This window comes from Cellulomonas endophytica (genome assembly GCF_004123805.1).
Taxonomy (GTDB): Bacteria; Actinomycetota; Actinomycetes; order Actinomycetales; family Cellulomonadaceae; genus Cellulomonas; species Cellulomonas endophytica.
Genome location: NZ_RWJX01000052.1, coordinates 1 through 24,727, shown reverse-complemented (window position 1 = coordinate 24,727; position 24,727 = coordinate 1). Strand labels below are relative to the sequence as shown.

Here is a 24,727-nt window from a genome sequence, read left to right as displayed (position 1 = left end):
CCCCGGGGCCGTCGCCCCGGACGCCCGGCCCTCACAGGCACCCCCGGACACGACGGAGCCGGTCAGCCCAGGCGCGTCACCGCGAGGTCGTCGAAGGTGAAGCGGTTGGCCGCCGCGGAGCTGGTCAGGTAGACCCGGAGCCCGGTGAAGCCCGCGACCTGCAGGCCCGCCGTGTCGTCCGTCATCTGCGCGGTCCACGCCGCGGGCTCGGCCGTCCCGACCTTCCAGACCTTGGCCCGCACGGTGGTCGGGGACGTGCCCTCGACCTCGACGACCACGTTCAGGCGGTCCCCGGCGCCGTAGACGAGGCCCGGGACCGTCACGCCGTTGACGAGCGTGCCGTTCTCCTTCGTCACGTACAGCTGCACCGCACCGGTCGCGGAGATCTTCACCTGCGCGCCGTAGTAGCTCGTCGAGGACACCGCGCGACCGAGGACGCGGACCTGCGCGCCGCCGCCCGAGGGGACCGTCTCGGAGCCGAGGACGACCTGGACCCGGCTGCTCGTCGCCGAGACGCCCTCCAGGGTGCCCGTGAGGGTGGAGCCCGGCGTGGCGGCGACGACGCCCGCCCCTCCGTCGACGAGGAACTTCGCGGCCGAGTTGACCGTCCACGCCCCGCCGAGGTCGGCGGTGCCCCACCCGGACGTGGTCGTCCGGCCGAAGGCGTCGCGGGCGAGGGTGCCGTCCGCCGGCGGCACCGGCGGCGTCGTCACCGGCGCCGTGACGGTGACCGTGCGCGTCGTGGTCGCCGTCGCGCCGTCGTCGTCGGTCACCGTCAGGCCGACCGTGTACGTGCCGGCGGCGGCGAAGGCGTGGGTCGCGGTGCGGCCCGTGCCCGTGCTGCCGTCCCCGAACGCCCAGGCGTAGGAGGCGACGGTGCCGTCGGCGTCCGCGGAGGCCGAGGCGTCCACGGAGGCCGTGAGGTCCTGCACCGCGGAGGTGAAGGACGCCGTCGGCGCCGCGTTCACCGGCTCGGGCTCGGGCTCCGGCTCCGGCTCGGGCTGCGGCGCCGGCGCACCGGCGGTGACCCGCAGGTCGTCGAAGGTGAACCGCGTGGTCGCCGCGGAGCTCGTCAGGTAGACCCGCAGCCCGACGAACCCGGGCGCCTGCAGGGCCGCCGTGGCGTCCGTCATCTGCGCGGTCCACGCCGCCGGCTCCGTCGTGCCGACCTTCCAGACCTTGGCGCGCACCGTGGTCGGCGAGCTGCCCTGGGTCTCGACGACGACGTTCAGCCGGTCGCCCTTGGCGTAGACGAGGCCGGGGATCGTCACCCCGTTGACGAGCGTGCCGTTCTCCTTCGTCACGTAGAGCTGCACCGCACCCGTCGGGGAGATCTTGACCTGCGCGCCGTAGTAGAGGCTGCCCGACACCGCACGCCCCATCACCCGGACCTGGGCGCCGCCGCCCGACGGCACGACGTCGGACCCGAGGACCACGGACACCCGCGAGTCGGTCGTGGCCACCCGCTCCAAGGTGCCGCTGAGGGTGGACCCCGGCGTGGCCGAGATCGCCGCGACGGAGCCGTCGACGCCGAACTTCGCCGCCGAGTTCACCGTCCAGGGGCCGCCGACGTCGGCGGTGCCCCAGCCGGAGACGACCGTCCGCCCGAAGGCGTCCCGGGCCACGACGCCGTCGGCGGGCAGGACCGGGGCCTCGACCGTGACCGGCCGCGTCGTGGTCGCCGTGGCGCCGGCGTCGTCCGTGACCGTCAGCGTGACCGTGTACGTGCCGGCCGCGGCGTAGGCGTGGGAGGCCGTGCGGCCCGTGCCCGTGGTGCCGTCGCCGAACGACCACGCGTACCCGGCGACCGTCCCGTCGACGTCGGCCGAGGCCGAGGCGTCCACGGTGGCCGTGAGGGCCTGCGCCGTCGCGGTGAACGACGCGCTCGGCGCCGCGTTGACCGCCCGGGCGACGTCGAAGTGGCGCGTCACCTGCTGCGCCGAGAGGGCGCTGGGGTAGATCGCGACCTCGTCGACGGAGCCGTTGAAGTACGCGGCGCCCTCCCAGGTCTTGTCCCCGCCGATGCGCCAGAACCCGTTGTAGGCCTGCGCCACCGTGGAGGAGGGGTTCTGCGCGACGAGCTGCCCGTCGAGGAACAGCTGCTGACCGGTGCCGCCGAGCGTGGCGACCACGTGGTGCCACTGCCCGTCGTTGTAGGCCTTCGCCGAGGTGACGACCGTGCGCACGCCCGGGTAGACCCCGAAGGACACCTTGCCGGTCGGCGCCATGTAGACGTGGCGGTCGACGCTGGCGCTGTCGCCGCTGCTGGACTTGCCGAAACCGACGATCTTGCCGCCGGCGGTCGTCGTGGTGCGGAACCACGCCTCGACGGAGAAGACCTGCGGGCCGGCGACCGCGGTCTGGGTCGCCACCAGGCCGGCCGAGGTGCCGCTGAAGCGCGCGGCGGTGTCCGTGTCGCCCTGGAGCGCCCCGGCCTCGCCGAGGGTCACGCCCGTGCCCGCCTTCGCCGGCAGCGTGCCGGCCCAGTCGCGCACCGTCGTCGTCCCGGGGCTCTCGCCGAGCTTCCAGTAGCTGGTCGCCCCGTCCCGCAGGACCGCGGAGCCGTAGGAGCCGACGAGGCTCGTGCTGCCCACCTCCACCGTGACCCAGCTCGAGCGGGCCACGTTCCCGAAGGGGTCCGTCGCCGTCAGGCGGTACTGCTGCGTGGTCCCGGCCGGTGCCTCGGCGTCGATGACCGTCCGCGCGGAGGAGGTCCAGAAGGTGGACGAGATCGTCTCCGACCAGATCGGCTGCGAGCTCTCCGTCGCGCGGTAGAGGCGGTACGTCAGGGCGCTGTTGTCGCGGTCCCAGTTCGTGCCGAAGGCCAGGCGCACCGTGCCCTTGTCGATCGACGTCGCCTGCAGCGGGAACGCCGTCCCGGACAGGCGCGGGCCCTGGGTGTTCGTCGCCTTCGCGGACGTGCCGAACCGGACCAGGCCCTGCTGGGCCGTGCCGTTCACCGACAGGAACTCGCCGGCGTAGACGACGTAGTCGCTCGTGCCCGTGACGTTCCAGGGCGCCTGGCCCTGGCCCGTCGCCGTGCCCGGGACGAAGTCCGGGAACCAGTTGAGCATCGACGGGGCCGGCCGGCCCAGGTGCCAGGTGCCGTTCGAGCCGGACACGTTCTTGCCCGTGGCGGCCACGGTGAAGGCGTTCGCGTGGTGGTGCGAGCGCGGGTTCGTCTCGGGGAAGCCGCCGACGTTGCTGCAGTCGTGCGCGTGGCTCGCGGTGTAGACGACGTCGCCGACGACGGTCGCCGAGTAGGTGTCGCCGCGGCAGTCCGCGATCCAGGCGAGGTCGCCCGTCGTCGGGTCGGCGCGGAAGGTGCCCTCGAGGTTGCCGACGGTGGAGAAGTACTTGTAGCCCGTGCCGTACACGCCCGTGGCGTCGGCGAAGAGGCTCCAGACCGCGGAGTCCGGCCCGTAGGCCTGGACCTTCGTGTTCACGGGGAAGGGCAGGGGCGCGCCCGTCACCGGGTCGAGCGCGGCGAGGCCGTTGACGGTCGTGCCGTTCACGGTGCTCAGCCGGCCGCCCGCGTAGACCTTGCCCCCGCCGGGCGGGAGCGCCAGGGCGAGGACGCTGGAGTCGACGGTCGGGGCGAAGGGCTTGACCGCACCCGTCGCGGCGTCGAAGGCCGCGAGGTACGCCCGGGGCACGAGGGTGCCGCCCGTGACGGGCGCGACCTGCTGGAACATGCCGCCGACCCAGACCGTGGCCCCGTCGGTGGCGACCGCCAGGCCGCTGTTCGACAGCGTCGGTCGGAACCCGGGCACGAGGGCGCCCGTGGCGGTGTCGAAGGCGGCGATGCGCACCCGGTACTGGCCGTCGACCCGGCTGAAGTCGCCCGTGATGTAGACGCGCGACCCGTCGGGCGAGGCGGTGACGGACCGGACCTGGCCGTCGACGACGTGGTCGAAGGAGGTGATCAGCGCGCCCGTGCGGATGTCGTAGGCCAGCAGGTTGCTCCGCGGGGTCGTGCTCGTCCCCGCCGCCGCGCCCGCGGGGCGCGCCGTGGTGAAGCTGCCGCCCACGTAGACGGTGTTCCCCACGACGGCCTGCGACCAGGCGACGCCGTCGATCTGCACCGTGGGCAGGGCGTCGGCCGTGACGGTCGTCGGCGTGGTCGGGTCGGCCGGGTTCACCGGGGCGCTGTCCGCCTGGGCGGGCGTGGCCAGCCCGACGGCGGTGAGCGCCGCGACGGCGACCGCGGCGACGAGCCCGCGGATCTTCCTCGGGGTCGCGGACATGGGGTGCTCTTCTCTACGAGTGCTCTCGCCGAGGGCGCGGGCCGGCCCCGCCGTGCGGAGGTGGGGTGGGCCGTCGCGGGGTCTCTCGCGATCGGACAACTGCGACAGTAGGTGCCGTCCCCGGCCGAATCGCCCCTCTGCGGTGCAGATCACCCGCGCAGCGCAGAGGATCACCCGCTCGGCACGACGTCCCCCGCCGGGGCCTCCGGGACGCCCGGCCCCGTCGGACGCACCGCAGCCCGCCGGGACGACCCGACGGGCTGCGGTGCTGGTGCGGTGATGGTGCTGTGCCGGTGGCGCGGTGCCGGCCTCAGGGCAGCTGCGTGACCGACAGGTCGTCGAAGGTGAAGCGGTTCGCCACCGCGGTGCTCGTGAGGTAGACCCGCAGCCCCGTGAAGCCCGGTGCCTGGAGACCTGCGCTCGCGTCCGTCATCTGGGCGGTCCACGCCGACGGCTCGCTCGTCCCGACCCTCCACACCTTCGCGCGCACCGTCGTCGGGGACGTGCCCTGCGTCTCCACGACGACGTTCAGCCGGTCGCCCGCCGCGTAGACCAGGCCCGGGACCGTGACCCCGTTGACGAGCGTGCCGTTGTCCTTCGTCACGTAGAGCTGCACGGCGCCCGTGGCGGAGATCTTCACCTGGGCCCCGTAGTAGGCCGACGGGGACACCGCACGGGCGAGCACCCGGACCTGGGCACCTCCGCCCGTGGGGACCGCGTCGGACCCCACGACGACGGACACGCGGCTGCTGGTGGCGGTGGCGCCCTGCAGGGTCGCCTCCAGCGTGGAGCCGGGGGTCGCGGCGATGACGCCGACGGACCCGTCGACGGAGGTCTTCGTCGTGGAGTTCACCGTCCACGGGCCGCCGACCTCCGCCGCGCCCCACCCGCTGCCCACCGAGCGGCCGAAGGCGTCGCGCGCGACGACCCCGTCCGGCGCGGGGGCGGTGGTGGTGACCTGGCGCGTCGTCGAGGCGGTGGCGCCCCGGTCGTCCGTCACGGTCAGGGTGACGGCCCGGGTGCCGGCGGTGGCGTAGGCGTGGCTCGCGGTGCGGCCGGAGGCGGTCGCCCCGTCCCCGAAGTCCCACGCCCAGGCTGTGACGCTGCCGTCCGGGTCCGTCGAGCCGCCGCCGTCCACGGAGGCCGTCAGCCCCGACGTGGAGGCGGTGAACGACGCCAGCGGCGCCGCGTTCCCGGTCCCCGTCGCCGCCTGGACGTGCGCGGCGACCTCGGCCGTCGTGAGGACCCGGTCGTAGACGGCGACCTCGTCGATGGTCCCGGCGAGGTACTGGCTGGTGGGCCGGTTGGTCCACGCGGTGCCGATGGAGTCCCCGCCGATGCGCCAGAAGCCGCGGTAGGACTGGCCGCTCGTCGTGTCCGTCCGGCTGGCGACGACGGCGCCGTCCACCATGAGGCGCATGCCGCCGGCCCCGAGGGAGGCCGCCACGTGGTGCCACCGCCCGTCGCGGTAGCCCCCCGGGCTCACGACCGTGCGGACCGCGCCGGGGTACACCCCGAAGACCACGCGCCCGCTGTTGTCGAGGTACACCTGCCGGTCGGTGGAGGCCGAGCCGCCGGTCGACGAGCTGCCGAAGCCGACGATCTTGCCGCCGGTGGTGCTCGTCGTGCGGAACCAGCCCTCGACGGTGAACGTGTCCGGGGCCTGCTGCGCGAGCTTGGTCGAGACCCAGCCGCTGCTCGTCCCGGAGAACTGGGAGGAGCCGTCCGTGTCGCGGACGGCGTCCGGGCCGCCCCGGGTCACGCCGGCGGCCGCGAGGCCGTCGTCGATGCCGGCCCAGTCGCGGACCGCGGTGCCGCTGTCCTCCCCGAGACGCCAGTAGGAGCGCGGCCGGTCGGCGAGCACGCGGGAGGCGTAGGTCCCGACGGTGCCGGAGGCGACCGTCCCGGAGACCGTCTGGGACGTGGCGGTGTTGCCGAAGGGGTCCGACACCGTCAGCCGGTAGCTCTGCGTGCTGCCCGGCGGCAGGCCTCGGTCGACGGCGCCGCCCGCCTGGGTCCGGTAGAACGGCGCGTCCACCGTCTGCTCGCTGACGAGCGTGGAGCCGCGGTAGAGGCGGTAGGTGAGGCGCTCGTTGTCCCGGTCGTCGTTGCCCGGCCACCGCACGTGCACGGAGCCCGGGACGAAGGACTCCAGCGTCGGGTTGATCGCCGCGCCCTTCAGGGTCGGGCCCACCTTGTTCGGGGCGATCTCGCGCACCGCGAACCGGACGAGGCCCTGCTGACGGGTACCGTTGATGTGCGTGAACTCGCCGCCGTAGAGGACGTACTGGCCGTTGCCCTCGACGGTCCATCCCGCCTGGCTCTGACCCGTGTACGTCCCGGGCGTGAAGGTCGGGAACCACGTCAGCTGCGACGGCGCCGGGCGGCCCTCGAAGCCGGCGTAGCCGCTCTGCGTGTTGCGGCCCACGGTGCCCGTGGCGAAGTTCGTGAAGGCGAAGCCGAAGTAGTTCGTGCGGTCCGCGTTCTGCGGGACGCCGCCGATGGTGTTGCACCGGTACGGGTGACCGGCCTTGTACGTGACCTGCCCCTGCGTGAAGACGTCGTACGAGTCGCCGTGGCAGTCCTCGAGCCAGCGCAGGTTGCCGTCCCAGTCGGCCGCGAAGGTCCCCTCGTACTTGGGCTGGCTCGTGTTGTACCCGTAGCTCACGCCGTAGACGCCCTGCGCGTCGCCGTCCATGCCGTAGATGGCCCGCCCGGGCCCCGCGCTGCGGATGACCGAGTTCACCGGGAACGACTTGTTGGCGCCGCTCGTCGCGTCCAGCCGGGCCAGGCCGAACCCCGGGTCGGCGGAGCCGTTGACGCTCGTGAACCCGCCGCCGATGACGACGGAGGAGCCGTCGGGCGAGAGCACGACCCCGCGCACCTCGCCGTCGGGCACCGTCGCGCGGAAGCCGAGCACCGCCCCGGCGGGGGACACGGCCGCGACCCGGGTGCGGGACTGGCCCGAGACCACGGAGAACGCGCCGCCGAGGTAGACGCCCGAGGCCTTCACGTCGATGGCGTTGACCCGGCCGTTGACCGAGGGGTTGAAGCCGAGCAGCGCGCCCGAGGCCACGTCGAAGGCCGCGACGCGGTTGCGCGTCTGCCCGCCGACGGACGTGAAGTCCCCGCCGATGTAGACGGTGCGTCCGTCCGGCGACCCGTCCACGGTCCGGACCTGCGCGTTGACCGACGGGGCGAAGGACGGCACGAGGACGCCGGTCGCGAGGTCGTACGCGAGGACGTTGGTGCGGGTCACCTCCGAGGTCCCCGCCGCGGCGCCGGCCGGGCGCGCCCGGGTGAACTCCCCCACGGCGTACACGCGGCCGCCGACCACGGCCTGGTCCCAGACCACGCCGTTGATCTGGACCGTCGGCAACGGGTCCACGGACACCGTCGCCGGTTCACCCGGGTCGGTGGGCACCGTGTCCGCGCTCGCGGGAGCCGCGAGCACCAGTCCCGTCGCGGCGGTCGCCAGGGCGGCGAGCCCCGCCACCAGTCGTCGTGCGGTCGTCCGTGACGTCGTCATCGCCATGCCGGTCATCCCCCCAGAGCCCGGGGCCGACGCCCCGTGCGTTACGAGGGTAGGTCCGGTCGGTCCCGGTGTGTCCGGTGTGGACGGGTGAACCGCGCCACTGGCGACGGCCCGGCACGCCCCCGGCGGACGGACCGGCGGCGGCCGTCGCCGCCCGTCCGGCGTCAGGCCTCCGTGCTGCGGGCCGCGTCGAGGGGGGCCGACTCCAGCAGCGCCAGGGCGCGACGCAGGGCGGTGCTCGAGGTGTGCATCGTGTACGGGAAGTAGACGACCTCGACGCCGACCTCGGCGAAGCGGCGCTCCAGGGCGGCGCCCTTGGGCGTCCCCCGCCAGTCGTCGCCCTTGAAGAACCGGTCGAAACGCAGCTCGGCCCAGGTGTCGAGCTTGTCCGGGACCGTCTCGGCGTGGACGCGGTCCACGAAGGAGATGTGGCTGACGATCTCCAGCCGCTCCGCCAGCGGGACCACCGGGCGGCGGCCGCGCGCGAGCTCGAGCATCTCGTCGCTCACCACGCCCGCGATCAGCACGTCGCAGTGCTGCTTCGCGTGCTTGAGGATGTTGAGGTGCCCGACGTGGAAAAGGTCGTAGGCACCGGGGGCGTAACCCACCACGGGTCGGGGCACTGGGGGCTCCTCAGGGACGGGCCTCGCTGGCGCCGTCGGCACGAGGGGTGAACGGTGATCGACACCGAACCTAACGGGAGCGGTCGTCCAGGGGCAGCGGCTGACCGGGTGATCTCCGTCCCGACGCACCTCACACCCGCCCCCGGGCCGCCCGTCGTGGTTGGCTGTCCGCATGCCCTCGGGCCCGCGCTCACGCCGTCGCACCAGCCTGCTGGTGGCCGTGCCCGTCGCCGTCCTCACCGTCGCGGCGGGGACGTGGGTCGCCCTCGACGGCCCCGGGTCGCCGGCCGGCGCAGGGGCCACCCCGACGGCGGGCGTCTCGCCGTCGGCCGGCCCGGTCGGCTCCCCGTCCGCGTCGGCCGTCGACCCGACCGCGAGCCCGTCGGACCCGGCGCCCGCAGCCCCGACGGACGGGGGACCGTCCCCGAGCGCCCCCGCGGCCGTTCCCTCGTCGGCCGCCGACCCTCCTCCCGCCCCGTCGGCCGAGCCCACCGTGCAGGCGGAGCCGGAGGAGCCCGTGCCCGTCGCGGCCGGGGTGGAGCTCACGGTCGTCGGGCTCGAGCGCGTCGCGGGCGAGGCGGCCGGCCCCGGTGAGCGCGCCGGCCCCGCCGTGCGCGTGACCGTGCGCGTCACGAACGGCGGCCCCGCGCCCCTCGACCTCGCCTCGGCGGTGGTGAACGCCTACGTCGGGCCCGAGCTCGTCCCGGCGAGCGGCCTCAGCGGCCCCGGCGCCCAGCCCTTCCCGCCGTCCGCCGCGCCGGGCGGGTCCGCCGACGGCGTCTTCGTCTTCCTGCTCCCGGAGGGCGTCGGCGGGGCGGTGCGCACGGAGGTCTACAGCGTCCCCGGGGCACCGGTGCTCGTCGTCGACGCGCCGCTGCCCGCCGCCTGACCGGCGGCGCTCAGCCGGCCGTGCCGCCGGTGCGCTCGTAGCGCAGGACCTCGTCGAGCGGTCCCGCCCAGGCGTCGGTCGGCACGAGGCCGGCGAGGCGCAGGGTCGCGTCGTCGGCCGCGGACGCCGCGGAGGGGGCGTCGAAGCGCCGCACGACGCACACGGCGCCGAGGTCGCGCAGGGTCGCGCCCGCGTCCCGCAGCAGCCGGGACTCCCCGACGAGGTTGGCCGCCGCTACCGGCGAGCGCAGGGCGGTGACGTCGACGAGGCCCTGGAAGGGCCCGGGGTAGGCGACGGAGACACCCCGGGTCGTCAGGCCCACCGTCGTGCCGGTCGGTGCGGCCCGGGGCGCGAAGTAGACCCCGTCCCCGGGCGCGCAGAGGCGGCCGGCGGCGGCCGCCGTCTGCCGCCAGTCAGCACCGCTCTTCGCGTTCTCCGTGCGCTGCGAGGCCGCCACGGGCAGGGCCAGCGCGACGACGAGGACGACCGCGCCCACGCGGAGCGACCGCCGCGCGAGGAGCAGGACCGCGGCCGCCAGCACGATCGCCAGCGCGGGCGTCGAGGCCGACAGGTACCGCGGGCTGTAGGACCGCGTCACCACCGCCACCGCGACGAGGGCGAGGGTCGGGAGCACGAGCCACGGAAGGGTCCAGGCCGCCGTGGCGGCCACCCGGCGGCGCGCCGCGGGGTCCCGCGCCACCCGCACCAGCGCCACGACGACCAGGCCCAGCGCGAGCAGGGCGAGGAGCACGGCGGCGGGCTGCCACACGCCGTCGAACGGGTCCGCGGGCGTCGCCGTGGCGTCCGTGCGCGTGAAGACCGTCGGCGTCTCCCCGAGGAACCACTGGTTGACGACGACGTTGCGCAGGAGGCCGAGGGGGCCCGTGTCGTTCGCCCCGACCTGGCCGGACTGCCCCAGGACCGCGAGCGCGAAGGGGACCAGCGGCAGGCCCGCCGCCGCGGCCGACACCAGCCACGCGCGCCACCGCGGCCGCAGGCCGGGGTGCACGAGCACCGTCGCGCCCTGGGCGGCGACGAGGAGCACGGAGTACACGTTCAGCAGCACCGCCAGTCCGACGAGCACCCCGTAGAGCACCCACCGGCGCACGGCGCCGTGCTCGAGGGCCCGTGCGAGGGCGACGAAGGACAGGACGACCACCGCGGTCGCCAGCGCGTACGGGCGCGCCTCCACCGCCATCCAGGTCGTCCGGGGCAGCACGACGAGCAGCGCCGCCGCCAGGAGCCCCAGGGCCTGCCCTCCCGTCCGGCGGGCGAGGGCGTACGTGCCGGCGGCCGCCACACCGACGGCGACGGCGCTCGGCAGGCGCAGCGCCCACTCCCCCGTGCCCGCCACCGCCGTCCACAGGTGCATGAGGACGTAGTACGTGGTGTGGACCGCGTCGAGCGTCCCGGCCATGCGCCACAGCTCGGGCAGGGACCGGGTCGCGGCCGAGACCGTGGCCGCCTCGTCCGTCCAGAGCGACGGGCCCCCGAGAGCCGGGAGCTGCAGGACGGTCGCCACGAGCGCGACCACGGCCGCGCTCGGCCCCGGGCGCGCCCCGGCGAGGGCGGCCACGGGACCCGGCCGGGCCTGCGGCGGCGCCGCGGTCACGGGTGCCGCGGCGGGCGCGCGGGCTCGGGTGAGGGCGTCACCGGACCCGCGCCTCGCGGGCGTCGGCGGCCTCGGCCGCGACGTCCTCGCGGCGCCCGTGCCGGCGGCCGGTCGCCTCGGCCGGCTGCACCGCGTTGTACCCGTACACCTGCTCGGAGCCGGCCGAGACCCGGTTGAGCACGGCGCCGACGACGCGACCACCGCCGAGCCGCACGGCGTCGACCGCCTTCCGCAGCTGCGCGCGGCGCACCTGCTGGACGTCCGCGACGAGGATCACCCCGGTCGCGGTGCGCGAGAGGATCACGGCGTCGGCCACGGGCAGCAGCGGCGGCGCGTCGACGACGATGACGTCGAACTCCTGCCGCACCTGGTCGAGGAGCTGCTCCAGCGCGGACGACGAGAGGAGCTCGCTCGGGTTCGGCGGCACCGCTCCCGAGGCCAGCAGGCTGAGGTTCGGCATGACCTCCTGGCGCACGTCCTCGAACTCCGCCCGCCCGATGAGGCAGTCCGTCAGGCCCGCCGAGCCCTCGAAGGAGAGGTAGCTGGCGACGGCGGGCCGGCGCAGGTCCGCGTCGACGAGGAGCGTGCGCGCGCCCGAGGCCGCGAACGACAGGGCCACCCGGATCGCCGAGGTCGACTTGCCCTCCCCCGGCAGGGCCGAGGAGAAGACGAAGACCCGGGGCTCGTTCACCCGCCCGATCATCTGGAGGTTGACCCGCAGGCGCCCGTACTCCTCCGCCTGCCGGTCGGAGGAGAAGGTGCTCAGCACGCTCGTCGCGGCGTTGCGGCGGGCCGCCGGGACCTGGGCCAGGACGGGGACGCCCGCCGAGGAGTCGACGTCCTCGGGCAGCCGGACGCGCGTGTCCAGCAGGTCGCGCAGGTAAGCGGCGACGAGGCCCAGCAGCAGCCCGGCGAGGGCGGCCGCGACCACGTTGCGCCGCACGTTGGGCGACGCGGGCGACGACGCGACGTCGGCGGAGTCGATGACGGTCGCCGCCACGGTCGACTGGCCCGCCTCGTCGGACGGGGAGATGCGCGTCACGACGTCGGCGAGCTCCTCGCTCACGGCGTCGGCGATCTGCGCCGTCTCCTCCGGGTCGCGGCCGGAGACGGTGACGGTGAGCAGGACGGTGTTGGCCGGTGTCGTCGCCGTGACGCGGCCCGCGAGCCGGCTCGCGGTCGTGTCGAGACCGAGGTCCTCGACGACCGGCTCGAGGACGATCGGGAGCGACGCGAGCCGCGCGAACGACTGCATCTGGCTCTGCGTGAAGGACGAGCCCTGGTTGAGGTCGGCGGCGTTCCGCCCGATCGAGAGGGACACGTACATGCTCGCCGACGAGCGGTAGATCTTCGGCGCCTCGAGCGAGAGGAACGTGATCCCCGAGACGACCACGAGGAACGGCACGAGGATCCACAGCCAGCGCTTGCGGAACGAGGTGAGCAGGTCATGCGCGCGCACGGCGCCTCCCGGGGGTGGTCGTGGAGCTGGGGCTGCCGGCCGGGACGGACGCGGCGAGGGTGCGGACGGGGGGTCGGGGCGCGGGGAGGGCGGGCGTCGCCGCCCCCGGGAGCGCGCCGGTGAGCGGCTCGCCGTCGGGGCGCGAACGGTGCCACTCCGTGACGGCGAGACCGACGGTGAACCAGAAGAAGGCGGTGAACTGGGTGATGAACGCGACGCTCGTGAGGGCCGGCAGCGTGGCGACGACCGCGACGAGGGGCGGGTTCGGCCGCCGGACCACGCCGACCACGGCCGCGAGCGCCGCGACGAGCAGGACGACGAGGACGAGCCAGCCGAACTGGAGACCGATGAGGATCATCGCGCTGTCGATGGACTCGAAATCGCCGAACCCGGTGACGCCGGAGGACGTGGTGTACGCGGCGCGCGACTGGCCGATCACCGTCATGGACGGCAGCAGGCTCAGCAGGTCGCCCCGGTACTCCGCGCTGCCCTGGGCCTCGTCCCCGGCCTCGGTGAAGACGCCCTGGACGAAGGGGACCGCCACGACGGCTCCGACGAGGAGGGTGCCGGTGACGAGACGACGGAAGGCCGGGGTCGCGTCCCCGCGCAGCAGGACGAGCGACAGGACGAGCGCCAGCGCCGTCGAGGCGATCCCGATGCGGCTGATGGTCATCACCGAGGCCAGCAGCACCAGGAGGAGCGTCACGTACCTCAGGGCCGGCCGCAGGCGGCTGGACCACACGTAGGGCACGACGAGCGCGAGGGCACCGCCCAGGGCGATGGAGTTGCCGAAGGCGCCCTCCACCCGCAGCCGGCCGCCGCGCTCGCGCAGCTCCGACCACTGCACGTACCGCGAGGTCCCCGTGTTGAAGACCTCGACGAAGAGGTTGCGACCGAGCAGCCACTCCTGCACCGCCAGCACCGCGGTCACGAGCACGACCACGGCGAGGACGGAGCGCAGCCACCCGGGGTCGGTGCGCGACCCGAGCACCCGGGCCGCCGTGTAGGGCACGACCCACCCGAGCAGGACGAGGAAGAGGTTGCCCATCGTCTGCAGCCCTGCCCCGACGCACACGACGACCGCGCCGAGCAGGAGGCCCAGGACGACGTCGAACGCGACGGGACGGAACCCGCTCCCGCGCCCCAGGGCCGCGACGACCCCGAGACCGACGACGGCCAGCGGCGACAGGTACGCGCCGACCGTGAGGCCCAGCCACTCCGGGACGAGCATGACGACCGCGAGGTACCCCACGACCCCGAGGGCCGGGAACCGCTGGACGACGAGGAAGCCGACGGCCGCCATGCTGAGCCCGAGCACGCCGAGGGCGAGCAGGTCGGCCTGGCTGCCTGACACGTCTCCTCCGGTCGTCGTCGCCGCTCGGTGCACCGCACCGTGGCACCCCGCCGCCGGGGACGTCCACCGGGGCCGCCGCAGGAGCGGCACCCGGCGGACGTCGTCAGCCGAGCGACACCTGCTGCAGGTCCTCGTACCGGAACGTGACGGGGCCGTTCGTCGCCGAGGCGGAGACGTAGGCGGTCAGCCCGAGGCCGCCAGCGACCTGGAGGGTGTCCGTCGAGTCTGCCACGGACACGTTCCAGGCCGAGGGCTCCGTCATCCCCTCGCGCCAGATCTTCACCCGGACGGCCGTGGAGCCGGTGCCCTCCACCTCCACCCGCAGGTGCAGCCGGTCCCCCGGCGCGTAGGTGAGGCCGGCGACCGTGCCACCGCCCATGGAGGTGCCGTTCGCCTTCGTCGCGTAGACCTGGACCGCACCGCTGGTGAGGATCTTCACCTGGGCGCCGTAGGCGTTCGTCGAGGTGACGCGGCGCGCCTGGAGCGTGAGGACGTCCGAGCCCGTGCTCGGCAGGCGGTCGACGCCGAGGACCAGGTCGGTCCGCGTGCTCGTCGCCTGGACGGACGACAGCGCGGCCGTGAGCGTCGAGCCGGCCGGGACGGCCTGCAGGGCGGTCGCCCCGTCGACGGAGTACCGGCTCGCCGTCCCCGTCGTGGCCCACGTCCCGCCCACGGCGGCCGTGCCCCAACCACCCGTGACGACGCGGTCGAAGGCGTCCGCCGCGGTGCGCCCGTCGGCCGGTGCCGTGAGCTCGACCGTGCGCGAGGTGGTGCTCGTCGCACCGGCGTCGTCCGTGACCGTCAGGGTCACGGTCGGGCTGCCGGCCGTCGCGTAGGCGTGGGACGCCGTGGCGCCCGTCGCCGTCGCGCCGTCCCCGAAGGACCACGCCCAGCTGCGCACGCTGCCGTCCGGGTCGGTGGAGCCGGACCCGTCGACGACGAGGTTGAGGCCGTCGGCGGTGGCCGTGAACTCCGCCACCGGGGCACGGCTGGCCTCGGTCACGGTGACCGTGCGGGTCGTCGTGGCCGTCGCGCCACGGTCGTCGGTCACGGTGAGCGTCACGGTGTAGGTGCCGGCCGCCGCGTAGGCGTGGGAGGCGGTCGCCCCCGTCGCCGTGGCGCCGTCCCCGAAGCTCCAGTCGTGGGCCACGACGGTGCCGTCGCCGTCCGTGGAGGTCGTGCCGTCGACCGTGACCGTCAGGTCGGTCGTGGCGGTGGTGAAGGCCGCCGTCGGGCCGACGTTCGGCGCGGGCGCGCCCGTGCCGATCCGCCAGTGCTCCGCGACCTGGTCCGCGGTGAGGGCCATCGGGTAGACCGCGAACTCGTCGACCGCGCCGGCGAGCCAGGAGCCGGGGCCCCAGGTGCGGTCCCCGCCGACCCGCCAGGAGCCGGTCCGGACCTGCGCGGTCGTCGCCGTGCCGGCCGCCCGCTGGGCGCCGTCGACGTAGAGGCGCTGGCCGGCCGCGGACTGGGTGGCCACCACGTGGTGCCACTGGCCGTCGTTGTACGCGGAGGGCGTCGTGACGACGACGCGGGTGGTGCCGACGAGGACCCCCAGGCTCAGCGTGCCGTCGGCGTTGAGGTACACCTGTCGGTCGTAGTTCGTCGAGAGCCCGGTCGTCGAGTCGCCGAAGCCGGTGACCCGGCCGCCGCTCTTCGACGTCGAGCGGAACCAGACCTCGCTGGACCAGGTCGTCGGGTTGACCGACGCCGTCTTCGCCACGGCGAAGCCGCCGGTCCCGTTCCCGGTCGCCGTCGCGGTCGTCAGAGCGCCGTTCGTCGTGCCGGCGACGGCACCGGCGGTGCCCTGCGTCCGCGCGCCGACGTACGTGCCCGCCGACTGCCCGGCCGGCGAGAGGTCCGCCGCGGTGGTGCCGGTGGTCTCGTCGAGGCGCCAGTAGCTGTCGGGTCCGCTCGCCCAGACGGCGCGGCCGTAGGCGTCCGCCGGGGCGGTCGTCAGGCTCGACGTGCGGCCTCCGGCGGTCCAGTGGGCGTCGACCTGCGCGGCGGACAGGGCCGTCGGGTAGACCGCGACCTCGTCGATGTCGCCGGCGAGGAAGGACGCGCCCTCCCAGGACTTGTCGCCCCCGATCCGCCAGAAGCCCGTGAGCGCCTGGGCGGAGGTGGTGTCGGTGCGGCCCCCGACCTTGCGGCCGTCGAGGTAGAGCGCCTGGCCGCCCGCGCCCAGCGTGGCGACGACGTGGTGCCACTGGCCGTCGTTGACGGACTGCGCGGAGGTGAGAGTGCGCTTCTCGCCCGGGTTGACCCCGAAGACGAGCTTGCCGGCGGCCGTCAGGTAGACGTGGCGGTCGTAGGCCGTGCTGGTGCCCGTGGCGGCGTTGCCGAAGCCGACGACCTTGCCGCCGGTCGTGCTCGTCGTGCGGAACCACGCCTCGACGGAGAACGTCTGGGGGCCGGCCACGGCCGTGCGGGTGGTGACGAAGGAGTCGGTGCCGCCGGAGAACCTCGAGGCGCGGTTCGCGTCCGGGGTCACGGCGCCGGTGGCGCCGCGGCTCACGCCGGCGCCGGCCGTCGCGGTGGCGGTCCCGGCCCAGTCGCCCACCGTCGAGCCGGACGGCTCGCCCAGGCGCCAGAAGGACGCGGCCCCGTCGGCCAGCACCGTGCGGGCGTAGGCGGAGCGCTCGTAGGAGTCCTCCACCGTCACGGTGATCCAGCTCGACCGCGCGACGTTGCCGAAGGGGTCCGTCGCGGTCACCCGGTACGTCTGGGTGCTGCCGGGGGCGAGGCCCGTGTCCGTGACGACCCGCTGCTGCGGCTTCCAGAAGGGCGTGGTGATCGTCTCGGTCCAGATGGGGGCCAGGCCCTCCCGGGTCCGGTAGACGCGGTAGGTCAGGGTCTCGTTGTCCCGGTCCCAGTTCGTCCCCAGCGTGAGGCGGACCTCCCCGGTGACGTCGGACCGGACCGTCGGGTCGAAGGCGGTGCCGGACAGACGCGGCCCCTGCGTGTTCGCGGCCTTCGCGGAGACGGCGAAGCGGACCAGGCCCTGCTGCGACGCCCCGTTGACCACCGGGAACTCCCCGCCGTAGACGACGTAGTCGGCGTTGCCGGCGACGCTCCACGCGGCCTGGGTCTGCCCGGTGAACCCGCCGGGGGCGAGGTCGGGGTAGAAGTTCAGCAGCGACGGCGCGGGCTCGCCCGGGTGGTCCTTGTAGCCGTAGGGGTCCTTCGTGTTCACGCCGGTGGCGGCCAGGCTGAAGGCGTTGGCCCGGTAGAAGGACCACGGCGTCGTCTGCGGGAAGCCGCCGATGTTGCCGCAGTAGTGCGCGTGGCTCGCCGCGTACACGACCCCGTGCGTGGCGAACGCCGAGTAGGTGTCGCCGTGGCAGTCGGCCACCCACAGGAGCGCACCCGTCGCGGGGTCGGCCCGGAAGGTGCCCTCGAGGTTGCCGGTGCCGCCGGAGTACTTGTAGCCCGTGCCGTAGATGCCGTTCGCGTCGGCGGACAGGCTCGTGATGCCGGCCTGGGAGCCGTAGACGTTGATCTGCTGCGTCACGGGGAAGGCCTGGCGCGCGCCGGTCGTCGGGTCCACCGAGGCGAGCCCGAGGGCCGTCGCCCCGGCGAGGTTCGCGAAGCGCCCGCCGACGACGAGGCGCGAGCGGTCCACGGTGGTGGTGAGCGCCGTGACGGGGGCGTCGGCGTCGGCGGTGAAGGGCTTGAGCGCGCCGTCGGCCGCGCCGAAGGCCGCGAGGTAGGCGCGCGGCTGCAGCGTGGCGCCGGTCACGGGCGCGACCTGCGTGAAGTTGCCGCCGACGTAGACGGTGTCGTCCGTGGCCGTCACCGCGAGCCCCGAGGTCCCCAGCGAGGGCCGGAAGCCGGGGACGAGGGCGCCGGTGGCGGTGTCGAACGCGGCGATGCGCACGCGCCACAGCCCGTCGACCTTCGTGAAGTCGCCCACGGCGTACAGGCGCCGGCCGTCCGGCGACGCGGTCACGGAGCGCACCTGGCCGTCGAGCACGTGGTTGAAGGAGGGGACGAGCTCACCGGTCGTGATGTCGTACGCCAGGAGGTGCGTCCGCGAGACCGTCCCCACCCCCGCGGCGGCGCCGGCCGGCCGGGCGGTGGTGAAGGACCCGCCGGCGTAGACCGTGTTCCCGACGACGGCCTGCGACCAGACGACCCCGTCGATCTGGACCGTCGGCAGGGCGTCCGCCGCCACCGTCGTGGGGGTCGTCGGGGCGGCCGGGTCCGTCGGTGCGGTGTCGGCGCTCGCGGGCAGCCCCCAGCCGGCGACGGCGAGGGTCGTGACGACCGCGGCGGCGAGCAGTCGGCCGCCCCGCTGGAGGGTGGTGAGCACGGGACCTCGTTCTTGGGCGGGCCCCGAGGGGACGCGCACCGGCCGGGGGAGGGTGGGCAGATCGGACGGTAGGGGGCACAGCGGCACGAGCGGGACGGGCCGGGCACGCGATCACCCGCGCAGCGGTCCGATCTCACCCACCCCCCACCCGCACGGGGTGCGGAGGGGTGCGACGCGGGACGCCGGGAGCGGGCCGCCGGAGGCGGGCCGCGTCCCGCGCAGCCCGCCGTCGGCGTGGCGGTCACCCCGCGGGGACCACCCGCAGGTCGTCCCAGCCCAGCACGACCGGGGCGTTGGTCACGGACGCCGGCAGGTAGGCGGCGAGCACGACCCCGCCGGCCCCCTGGAGCGCGGCCGTGGAGTCGCTGCGCTCGAGCGCCCACGTCGTGGGCTCCGCGCCCGCGGCGTTCCACGCCTTCGCCTTCAGCTGGGTCAGGCCGTTGCCCTCCGCGCGCACGCGGATCCGCAGGGCCTCCCCCGGCGCGAGCCGGACCCCCGTGAGCGGCGCCGAGGCGATGAGCGTCTCCGTGCCGGACACCCGCCGCAGCAGCTGCAGCGAGGTGGCCTGGCCCGTCGACGACACGAGCACCTTGGCGAGGTAGCCCGTCTCGAAGCCCTGCGACCGCACCGTGGTCCAGACCTGCAGGGACCCCGTGCTGTGCAGCTTGTCGAGGCTCACCGTGACGGTGTCGTCCACGTCGGCCGCGCTCACCCCCGCCAGCGTGGCGCGGGGGCCGATGCCGGCGCGCGCGAGGGACATCCGCCCGGCGCCGTCGGAGACGGAGAACAGCGTGCTGGCGCCGTAGAAGGTCCAGGCACCTCCCGCGGTCGCGCTGCCCCAGCCCGTGGCCGCGGTGCGCCCGAAGGCGTCCTCCGCCACCGGGCTGCCCGCCGGCGGTGCCGCGACCGTGACGGCCTGCTCCGTCGACGCGGTGGCGCCGTCGTCGTCCGTCACGGTGAGCCGCACCGTGTAGGTGCCGGCGGCGGCGTAGGTGCGCGTCGCCGTGGCGCCGGTGGCCGTGCCGCCGTCCCCGAAGGACCAGGCCCAGGAGGACACCGTGCCGTCGGCGTCGCTGGAGGCGGAGCCGTCGACCGCCACCGTGAGGCCCGAGGCCGTCGGCGTGAAGCGGGCCGTCGGCGCCGCGTTCGGGGCGGGCTGCACCGCGCCCACCGTCCGGGCGACGAGGTCGTCGACTCCGAGCGCCAGCGGGCCGTTCGTCGTCGAGGCCGACACGTAGGCGACGAGGCCCACGGCGCCCGCCGTCTGCAGCTCCGGGGTCGTGTCCGTCACGACGTGGGTCCACGCCGTGGGCTCCGCCGTCCCGACCTTCCACACCTTCGTGCGGACCGTCGTCGGGGACGTGCCCTCGACCTCGACCGCCACGCGCAGCGACTGGCCCGCCGCGACCGTGAGGCCGCTGACCGTCCGGGCGGCGAGCGAGGTGCCCGAGCGCATGGCCCGCAGCTCCACGGCGCCGGAGGCCAGGACCTTCACCTGGGCGCCGTAGTGCTGCGTCGAGGAGGTCCGCCGCCCGAGCGCGGTCAGCTGGGTGCCGCCGCCGTTGGGCACGACGGGCAGCGTGAGCGTGGTCTCCAGGTGGGTGCTCGTCGAGCTCACGCCCGCCAGCGTGGCGGTCATCGTCGAGCCCGCCGGGACCTGCATGCGGCCGGCGCCGCCGGAGACCGTGAACCGGCTCGCGGTGCCCGTGGTCGACCAGGCGCCGCCCGTGTCGGCGGACCCCCAGCCGCCCGTCGTCGACCGGCTGAAGCCGTCCGCCGCGAGGGTGCCGCCGGGGGGCGGCGGCGTGGCCGCCACGGTCACCGAGATCGTGGTGGTCCCCGTCGCCCCGCGGTCGTCCGTCACCGTCAGCGTCACCGGGTAGGTGCCCGCGGCCGCGTAGGTGTGGTCGGCCGTGGGCCCCGTGGCGGTGCCCCCGTCCCCGAAGGACCAGGCGTAGGACGCGACGGTCCCGTCGGTGTCGCCCGACCCCGTGCCCGAGACGCTCACCCGGAGGCCGTCGGCGGTCGACGTCGCGGCGGCCGTGGGCGGCACGTTGGCCGGAGGGGCGGCGACGACGGTGACCGAGGTCGAGGCCGTCGCGGTCGCGCCGCGGTCGTCCGTCACCGTGAGGGTGACGGGGTACGTGCCGGCGGCGGCGTAGGAGTGCGAGGCCGACTCGCCCGAGGCGGTGGTGCCGTCCCCGAACGTCCACGCCCAGCCGACGACCGTGCCGTCCGCGTCCGTCGAGCGAGCGCCCGACACGCGGGCCGTGAGCTCCTCGACGACGGTGTCGATCGCGGCCCGGGGGTCCGCGTTCGGCGGCTCCGTCACCGTGACGGTGCGCGTCGTGGTGCCCGTCGCGCCGTCGTCGTCCGTGACGGTCAGGCGGACCGTGTAGGTGCCGGTGGCGGCGTACGCGTGGGACGTGGTCGGGCCGGTGCCCACCGTCCCGTCGCCGAACTCCCAGGCCCAGCCGGTGACGGTGCCGTCGGGATCCGTCGAGCCCTCGCCGTCGACGGTGGCCGTGAGGCCGGACGTGCCCGTCGAGAAGAGGGCCGTCGGAGCCTCGTTGACCGGTTCCGTCACCGTGACGGTCTGGGTGGCCACGTCGGTCGCCCCGCGGTCGTCCGTGACGGTGAGCGCGACGGTGTACTGCCCCGGCGCCGGGTAGGTGTGCGAGGTCGTCGCCCCCGTGCCCGTGGTCCCGTCGCCGAAGTCCCAGGCGTGGGCCGTGAGCGTGCCGTCGGCGTCCGTCGAGGGCCGGCCGTCGAACGCGACGGCCAGGTCGTCGGCGACGGAGGTCCACCGGGCCGTCGGCGCGACGTTGCCGGGGCGGACGGTCACCTCCTGCTGGGTGGTGCCGGTGACGCCGCCGTCGTCCGTGACCGTCAGCGTGATCGTGTACGTGCCGCCGGCCGCGTAGCGGTGCGTCGTCCGCACGCCGGTGCCGGTCGTGCCGTCGCCGAAGTCCCAGGCGTAGCCGGCGACGGTGCCGTCGGCGTCGCTCGAGCCCGAGGCGTCGAGGGAGACGTCGAGGTCGGTGGCCGCCTGCGCGAACGCCGCCACCGGGACGAGGTTGCGCGAGCCGATCCGGTAGTGCTGGGCGACCTGCTCCGGCGAGAGCACGCCGGGGTACACGGCGGCCTCGTCGAGGGTGCCGTCGAGCCAGGTCCCGGGACCCCAGTTGTTGTCCCCGCCGACCCTCCAGTAGCCCGAGCTGCCCTCGCCGGACGTCTGGGGGTGGGTGCCCTGCAGCGCGCCGTCGACGTACAGGCGCATGCCCGAGCCGGACAGCGTCGCCACGACGTGGTGCCACGCGCCGTCGTTGTAGGCCTGGGACGTCTGCGCCAGGTTCATCGCACCCGTCCAGACCCCGAAGGACAGGCGCCCGTCGCCCTCGAGGTAGACGTGGCGGTCGAAGTTGCCGGACGTCCCGGTGTTGGAGCTCGAGAAGCCCATGATGCGGCCGCCGGTCGTGGAGGTGGTCCGGAACCAGACCTCCTCGCTGAAGACGTCCGGCGCGGGCACCGCGACGCGGGAGGCGACGAAGCCGCCGTTGCCCCCGCCCTGCGGCCGCCGCACCGCCAGGGCCGTCCCCGGGGTGCCGCGCAGGGCGCCGGGGGCGCCGAGCGTGTACGCGCCGACGTACGTGCCCTCCGTGCCGAGCGGGCCGGCGTCGCCGGCGACCGTGCCCGACGTCTCGTCGAGACGCCAGTACAGCTCCGGCTCGAGCTCGTGGACGGCCCGGCCGTACTCGTCGGTCGGGACGGGCGGCGTCGTGGAGACGCGGCCGGCGGCCGACCAGTGCCGGTCCACCTGGGCGGCGGTCAGCGACCTCGGGTAGACCGCCACCTCGTCGACCGCCCCGTCGAAGTAGTTGTCACCGCCGCTCCACGAGGTGTCCCCGCCGATGCGCCAGTAGCCGGTGTACGCCTGGGCCGACGTCGTGTCGCTGCGCTGGGCGACCCGCTTCCCGTCGATGTACAGGCGCTGGCCCTCGGGGCCGAGCGTCGCCACCACGTGGTGCCACTCGCCGTCGTTGAGGGCGGCGCTGGAGGTGACGCGACGCTCCTGGCCCGGGTAGACGCCGAAGGACACCTGGCCCGTGCGGAGCATGTAGACGTGGCGGTCGAACGCGCTGCTGTTCCCGCTGTTCGTGTTGCCGAAGCCGACGATCTTCCCGCCCGTGGTGCTCGTGGTCCGGAACCACGCCTCGAGGGAGAAGGTCTGCGGGCCCGGGACCGCGGTGCGCGTGGCGACGAGCCCGTTCCCCTCGCCGCTGAAGAGGGCGCCCGTGTTCGTGTCCCCCGCGATGGCTCCCGGTGCACCGCGCGTCACACCCGCGCCGGCGCTGGCGGTCTCCGTCCCGGCCCAGTCCTCGACGTTCGGTCCCGTGGGCTCGCCGAGCCGCCAGAAGGAGGTCGGGGAGTCGCCGAGGACGGCCGAGGCGTAGGGGCTCAGCTCGTCGGTCGCGTTGACGGTGACGGTGATCCAGTTGGACCGGGCGACGTTGCCGTAGGGGTCCGTGGCCGTCACGCGGTAGGTCTGGCTGCTCCCGGCCGCGAGGCCCGTGTCCGTGAACGACCGGCTCTGCACCTTCCAGAAGGGCGTGGTGATCGTGTCGGTGAAGACCGGGGCGCGGTTCTCGCTCGTGCGGTAGATCCGGTAGGTCAGCGTCTCGTTGTCGCGGTCCCAGTTCGAGCGGAAGGAGATGCGCACCTGGCCCTTGACGTTCGAGGACACGACCGGGTCGAAGGCGTTGCCGGACAGGCGGGGGCCCTGCTTGTTCGGGGCCTTGTCCTTCGTCGTGAAGCGGGTCAGGCCCTGCTGGGAGACGCCGTTGACCGTGAGGAACTCGCCCGCGTAGACGACGTACTCGTCGTTGCCGGACACGCTCCAGCCCGCCTGCGTCTGGCCCGTGGCGGCGCCCGGGGTGAGCGCCGGGTACCACGTCAGGGCGGAGGGGGCCGGTTGGCCGGGGTGGTCCGGGTAGCCGTAGATGTCGCGGGTGTTCGTGCCCGTCGCCGCCATGCTGAAGGCGGTGGCGTAGTAGAAGCTCCAGGGCTCCGTCTGCGGGAAGCCGCCCATGTTGCCGCAGTAGTGGTTGTGGCTGGCGACGTAGACCGCGTTCGAGGCCGCCCACACGCCGTACGTGTCGCCGTGGCAGTCGGCGATCCACGAGACCGCTCCGGTCCCGGGGTCGAGCCGGAACGTGCCCTCGAGGTTGCCGCTGCCGAAGTAGTCGTAGCCCGTGCCGTAGATGCCGTTCGCGTCCGCGTGCAGGGCGGTGATCGAGGAGCCGTCGCCGTAGTTGCGGATCTGCGCGTTGCCGGGCAGGGGCGCGGGCGCGCCGCTGGCGGGGTCGACCCAGCCGAGGCCGTAGCTCGTGGCGCCGGCGAGGTTCGTGAACCGACCGCCGACGACGACGCGGCCGTTCGTCGGGCTCACCGCCAGGGCGGTGACGACGGCGTCGGCGTCGGCGCGGAAGGGCAGCAGCGCGCCGGTGGCGGCGTCGAAGGCCGCCAGGTAGCGGCGCTCGACGAGCGTCCCGCCGGTGACGGGCGCGACCGTCGTGAAGTTGCCGCCCACGTAGACGGCGGTGTTCGTGGCGGTGACCGCCAGGCCCGTCGTGCCCAGCGTCGGCCGGAACCCGGCGACGAGCGCCCCGGTCGCGGTGTCGAAGGCGGCGACGCGGACGCGGAACTGCCCGTCGACCTTCGTGAACTCGCCCGTGACGTAGACGCGCGACCCGTCGGGCGAGCGCGTGACGGAGCGGACCTGCCCGTCGAGGGTGTGGTTGAAGGGCAGGAGCTCGCCCGTGCGGATGTCGTAGGCGAGCAGGTGGGTGCGGGTCACCGTGCCGGCACCGCCCTTGGCCACGCCGGGCGGCCGCGCCGTCGTGAACTTGCCCCCGACGTACACGGTGTTCCCGACGACGGTCTGGGACCAGGCGACGCCGTCGATCTGCGCCGTCGGCAGGGCGTCGGCGGCCACCGTGACCGGCGTGCGCGGGTCGGCCGGGTCGAGCGGCACCGTGTCGGCCGTCGCCGGGACGGCGAGGCCGACGCCGACGAGCGCACCGGCGACCAGGACGGCCAGCGAGCGGAGGGCTCCGCGACGGAGGAGGGGCACAGCACGCTCGCTTCTCTGCGGGGCGTCGCCGCGGCGGGAGAGACCCACGGATCGCCCGGATCCGGACCTTCGGGACGATAGCCGCGTGCCGGGCGCGCGCCGAGGCGCAGCATGTGCTATTCACCCGCTGACGTCGAGGCGTTCACCCGTCCCAGCGGTGGCCCTTGCGTGGCGTCACGACCGCCGGACGCGCGTGGGCGGCAGGCACGGGCCGGGCCCTGAGGGGCGCCGGGGGCGCGGCGAGCGACCCGGCCGTCCCGGCGGGCGCGCCGAGTGCTCCCCCGGGGGTACCAGGCGTGGAGCGCCCGCCGTCAGCCGAGCGGCGGCGCGTCGAAGACGAGCGGGGCGGACGCGGCGTCCACCTGGACCACGACGGCGATGCGGGCGGCGGCGGCCGCGGGGGCGACGAAGACGTACACGCCCTCCGCGGCCTCCTCGGCCGCGACGGTCGCGGGCAGGGGGACGTTCGCCGGGTCGGAGGCGACCGTGCTCGCCGGGACGCCCTCCTCGCCGGAGTACGCCGTCACGGACAGCCCGGACAGGTCGGCCGGCGCGGAGCC

General features: G+C 75.1%; 9 protein-coding genes and 1 pseudogene. 1 reads left to right on the top strand and 9 read right to left on the bottom strand.

Features of this window, described 5'->3' with window-relative positions:
* Positions 1-62: 62 nt before the first annotated feature.
* The 3 genes from EJA20_RS13545 to EJA20_RS13535 form a co-directional block, all read right to left on the bottom strand.
* Positions 63-4,247, bottom strand: coding sequence for a PKD domain-containing protein (locus EJA20_RS13545; RefSeq protein WP_129338873.1), 4,185 nt, complete (start codon positions 4,245-4,247; stop codon positions 63-65).
* Between the two features lie 310 nt (positions 4,248-4,557).
* Positions 4,558-7,782, bottom strand: coding sequence for a LamG-like jellyroll fold domain-containing protein (locus tag EJA20_RS13540; RefSeq protein WP_129338871.1), 3,225 nt, complete (start codon positions 7,780-7,782; stop codon positions 4,558-4,560).
* A 164-nt stretch (positions 7,783-7,946) separates the two neighbouring features.
* Positions 7,947-8,405: an FAD synthase family protein gene (locus EJA20_RS13535; protein ID WP_205687503.1), complete on the bottom strand. Its 459-nt coding sequence runs from the start codon at positions 8,403-8,405 to the stop codon at positions 7,947-7,949.
* 172 nt (positions 8,406-8,577) lie between these two features.
* Here EJA20_RS13535 and EJA20_RS13530 point away from each other — a divergent pair, with 172 nt between their 5' ends.
* Positions 8,578-9,294 carry a hypothetical protein gene (locus EJA20_RS13530; protein ID WP_129338869.1) on the top strand — a complete coding sequence of 239 codons (717 nt, stop codon included), beginning with the start codon at positions 8,578-8,580 and terminating at the stop codon, positions 9,292-9,294.
* Positions 9,295-9,304: 10 nt separating this feature from the next.
* On the opposite strand, the gene EJA20_RS13525 is transcribed toward EJA20_RS13530, so the two are convergent.
* From EJA20_RS13525 to EJA20_RS18750, 6 genes and pseudogenes are all read right to left on the bottom strand, one after another.
* The gene (locus EJA20_RS13525) at positions 9,305-10,870 is read right to left on the bottom strand and encodes a glycosyltransferase family 39 protein (protein WP_164983984.1); all 1,566 of its coding nucleotides are present in this window, start codon (positions 10,868-10,870) and stop codon (positions 9,305-9,307) included.
* Positions 10,871-10,943: 73 nt separating this feature from the next.
* On the bottom strand, positions 10,944-12,365 hold the full coding sequence (locus tag EJA20_RS13520; RefSeq protein WP_129338865.1) for a tyrosine-protein kinase domain-containing protein: 1,422 nt from the start codon (positions 12,363-12,365) through the stop codon (positions 10,944-10,946).
* Positions 12,352-13,719, bottom strand: coding sequence for a hypothetical protein (locus tag EJA20_RS13515; RefSeq protein WP_129338863.1), 1,368 nt, complete (start codon positions 13,717-13,719; stop codon positions 12,352-12,354). The genes EJA20_RS13520 and EJA20_RS13515 overlap by 14 nt, the downstream gene beginning before the upstream one ends.
* 103 nt (positions 13,720-13,822) lie before the next feature.
* Positions 13,823-18,034 (bottom strand): LamG-like jellyroll fold domain-containing protein, encoded by a 4,212-nt coding sequence (locus EJA20_RS13510; protein WP_129338861.1) that lies wholly within the window; start codon positions 18,032-18,034, stop codon positions 13,823-13,825.
* A gap of 241 nt (positions 18,035-18,275) precedes the next feature.
* Positions 18,276-24,167, bottom strand: a complete 5,892-nt coding sequence (locus EJA20_RS13505; RefSeq protein WP_164983983.1) for a PKD domain-containing protein — start codon at positions 24,165-24,167, stop codon at positions 18,276-18,278.
* A gap of 311 nt (positions 24,168-24,478) precedes the next feature.
* Positions 24,479-24,727: pseudogene (locus tag EJA20_RS18750) on the bottom strand (hypothetical protein); the annotation flags it as partial.

Coding starts and splice junctions, on each gene's coding strand:
- EJA20_RS13545 (WP_129338873.1), bottom strand. CDS start 4,247: ATGTCCGCGACCCCGAGGAAGATCCGCGGGCTCGTCGCCGCGGTCGCC.
- EJA20_RS13540 (WP_129338871.1), bottom strand. CDS start 7,782: ATGGCGATGACGACGTCACGGACGACCGCACGACGACTGGTGGCGGGG.
- EJA20_RS13530 (WP_129338869.1), top strand. CDS start 8,578: ATGCCCTCGGGCCCGCGCTCACGCCGTCGCACCAGCCTGCTGGTGGCC.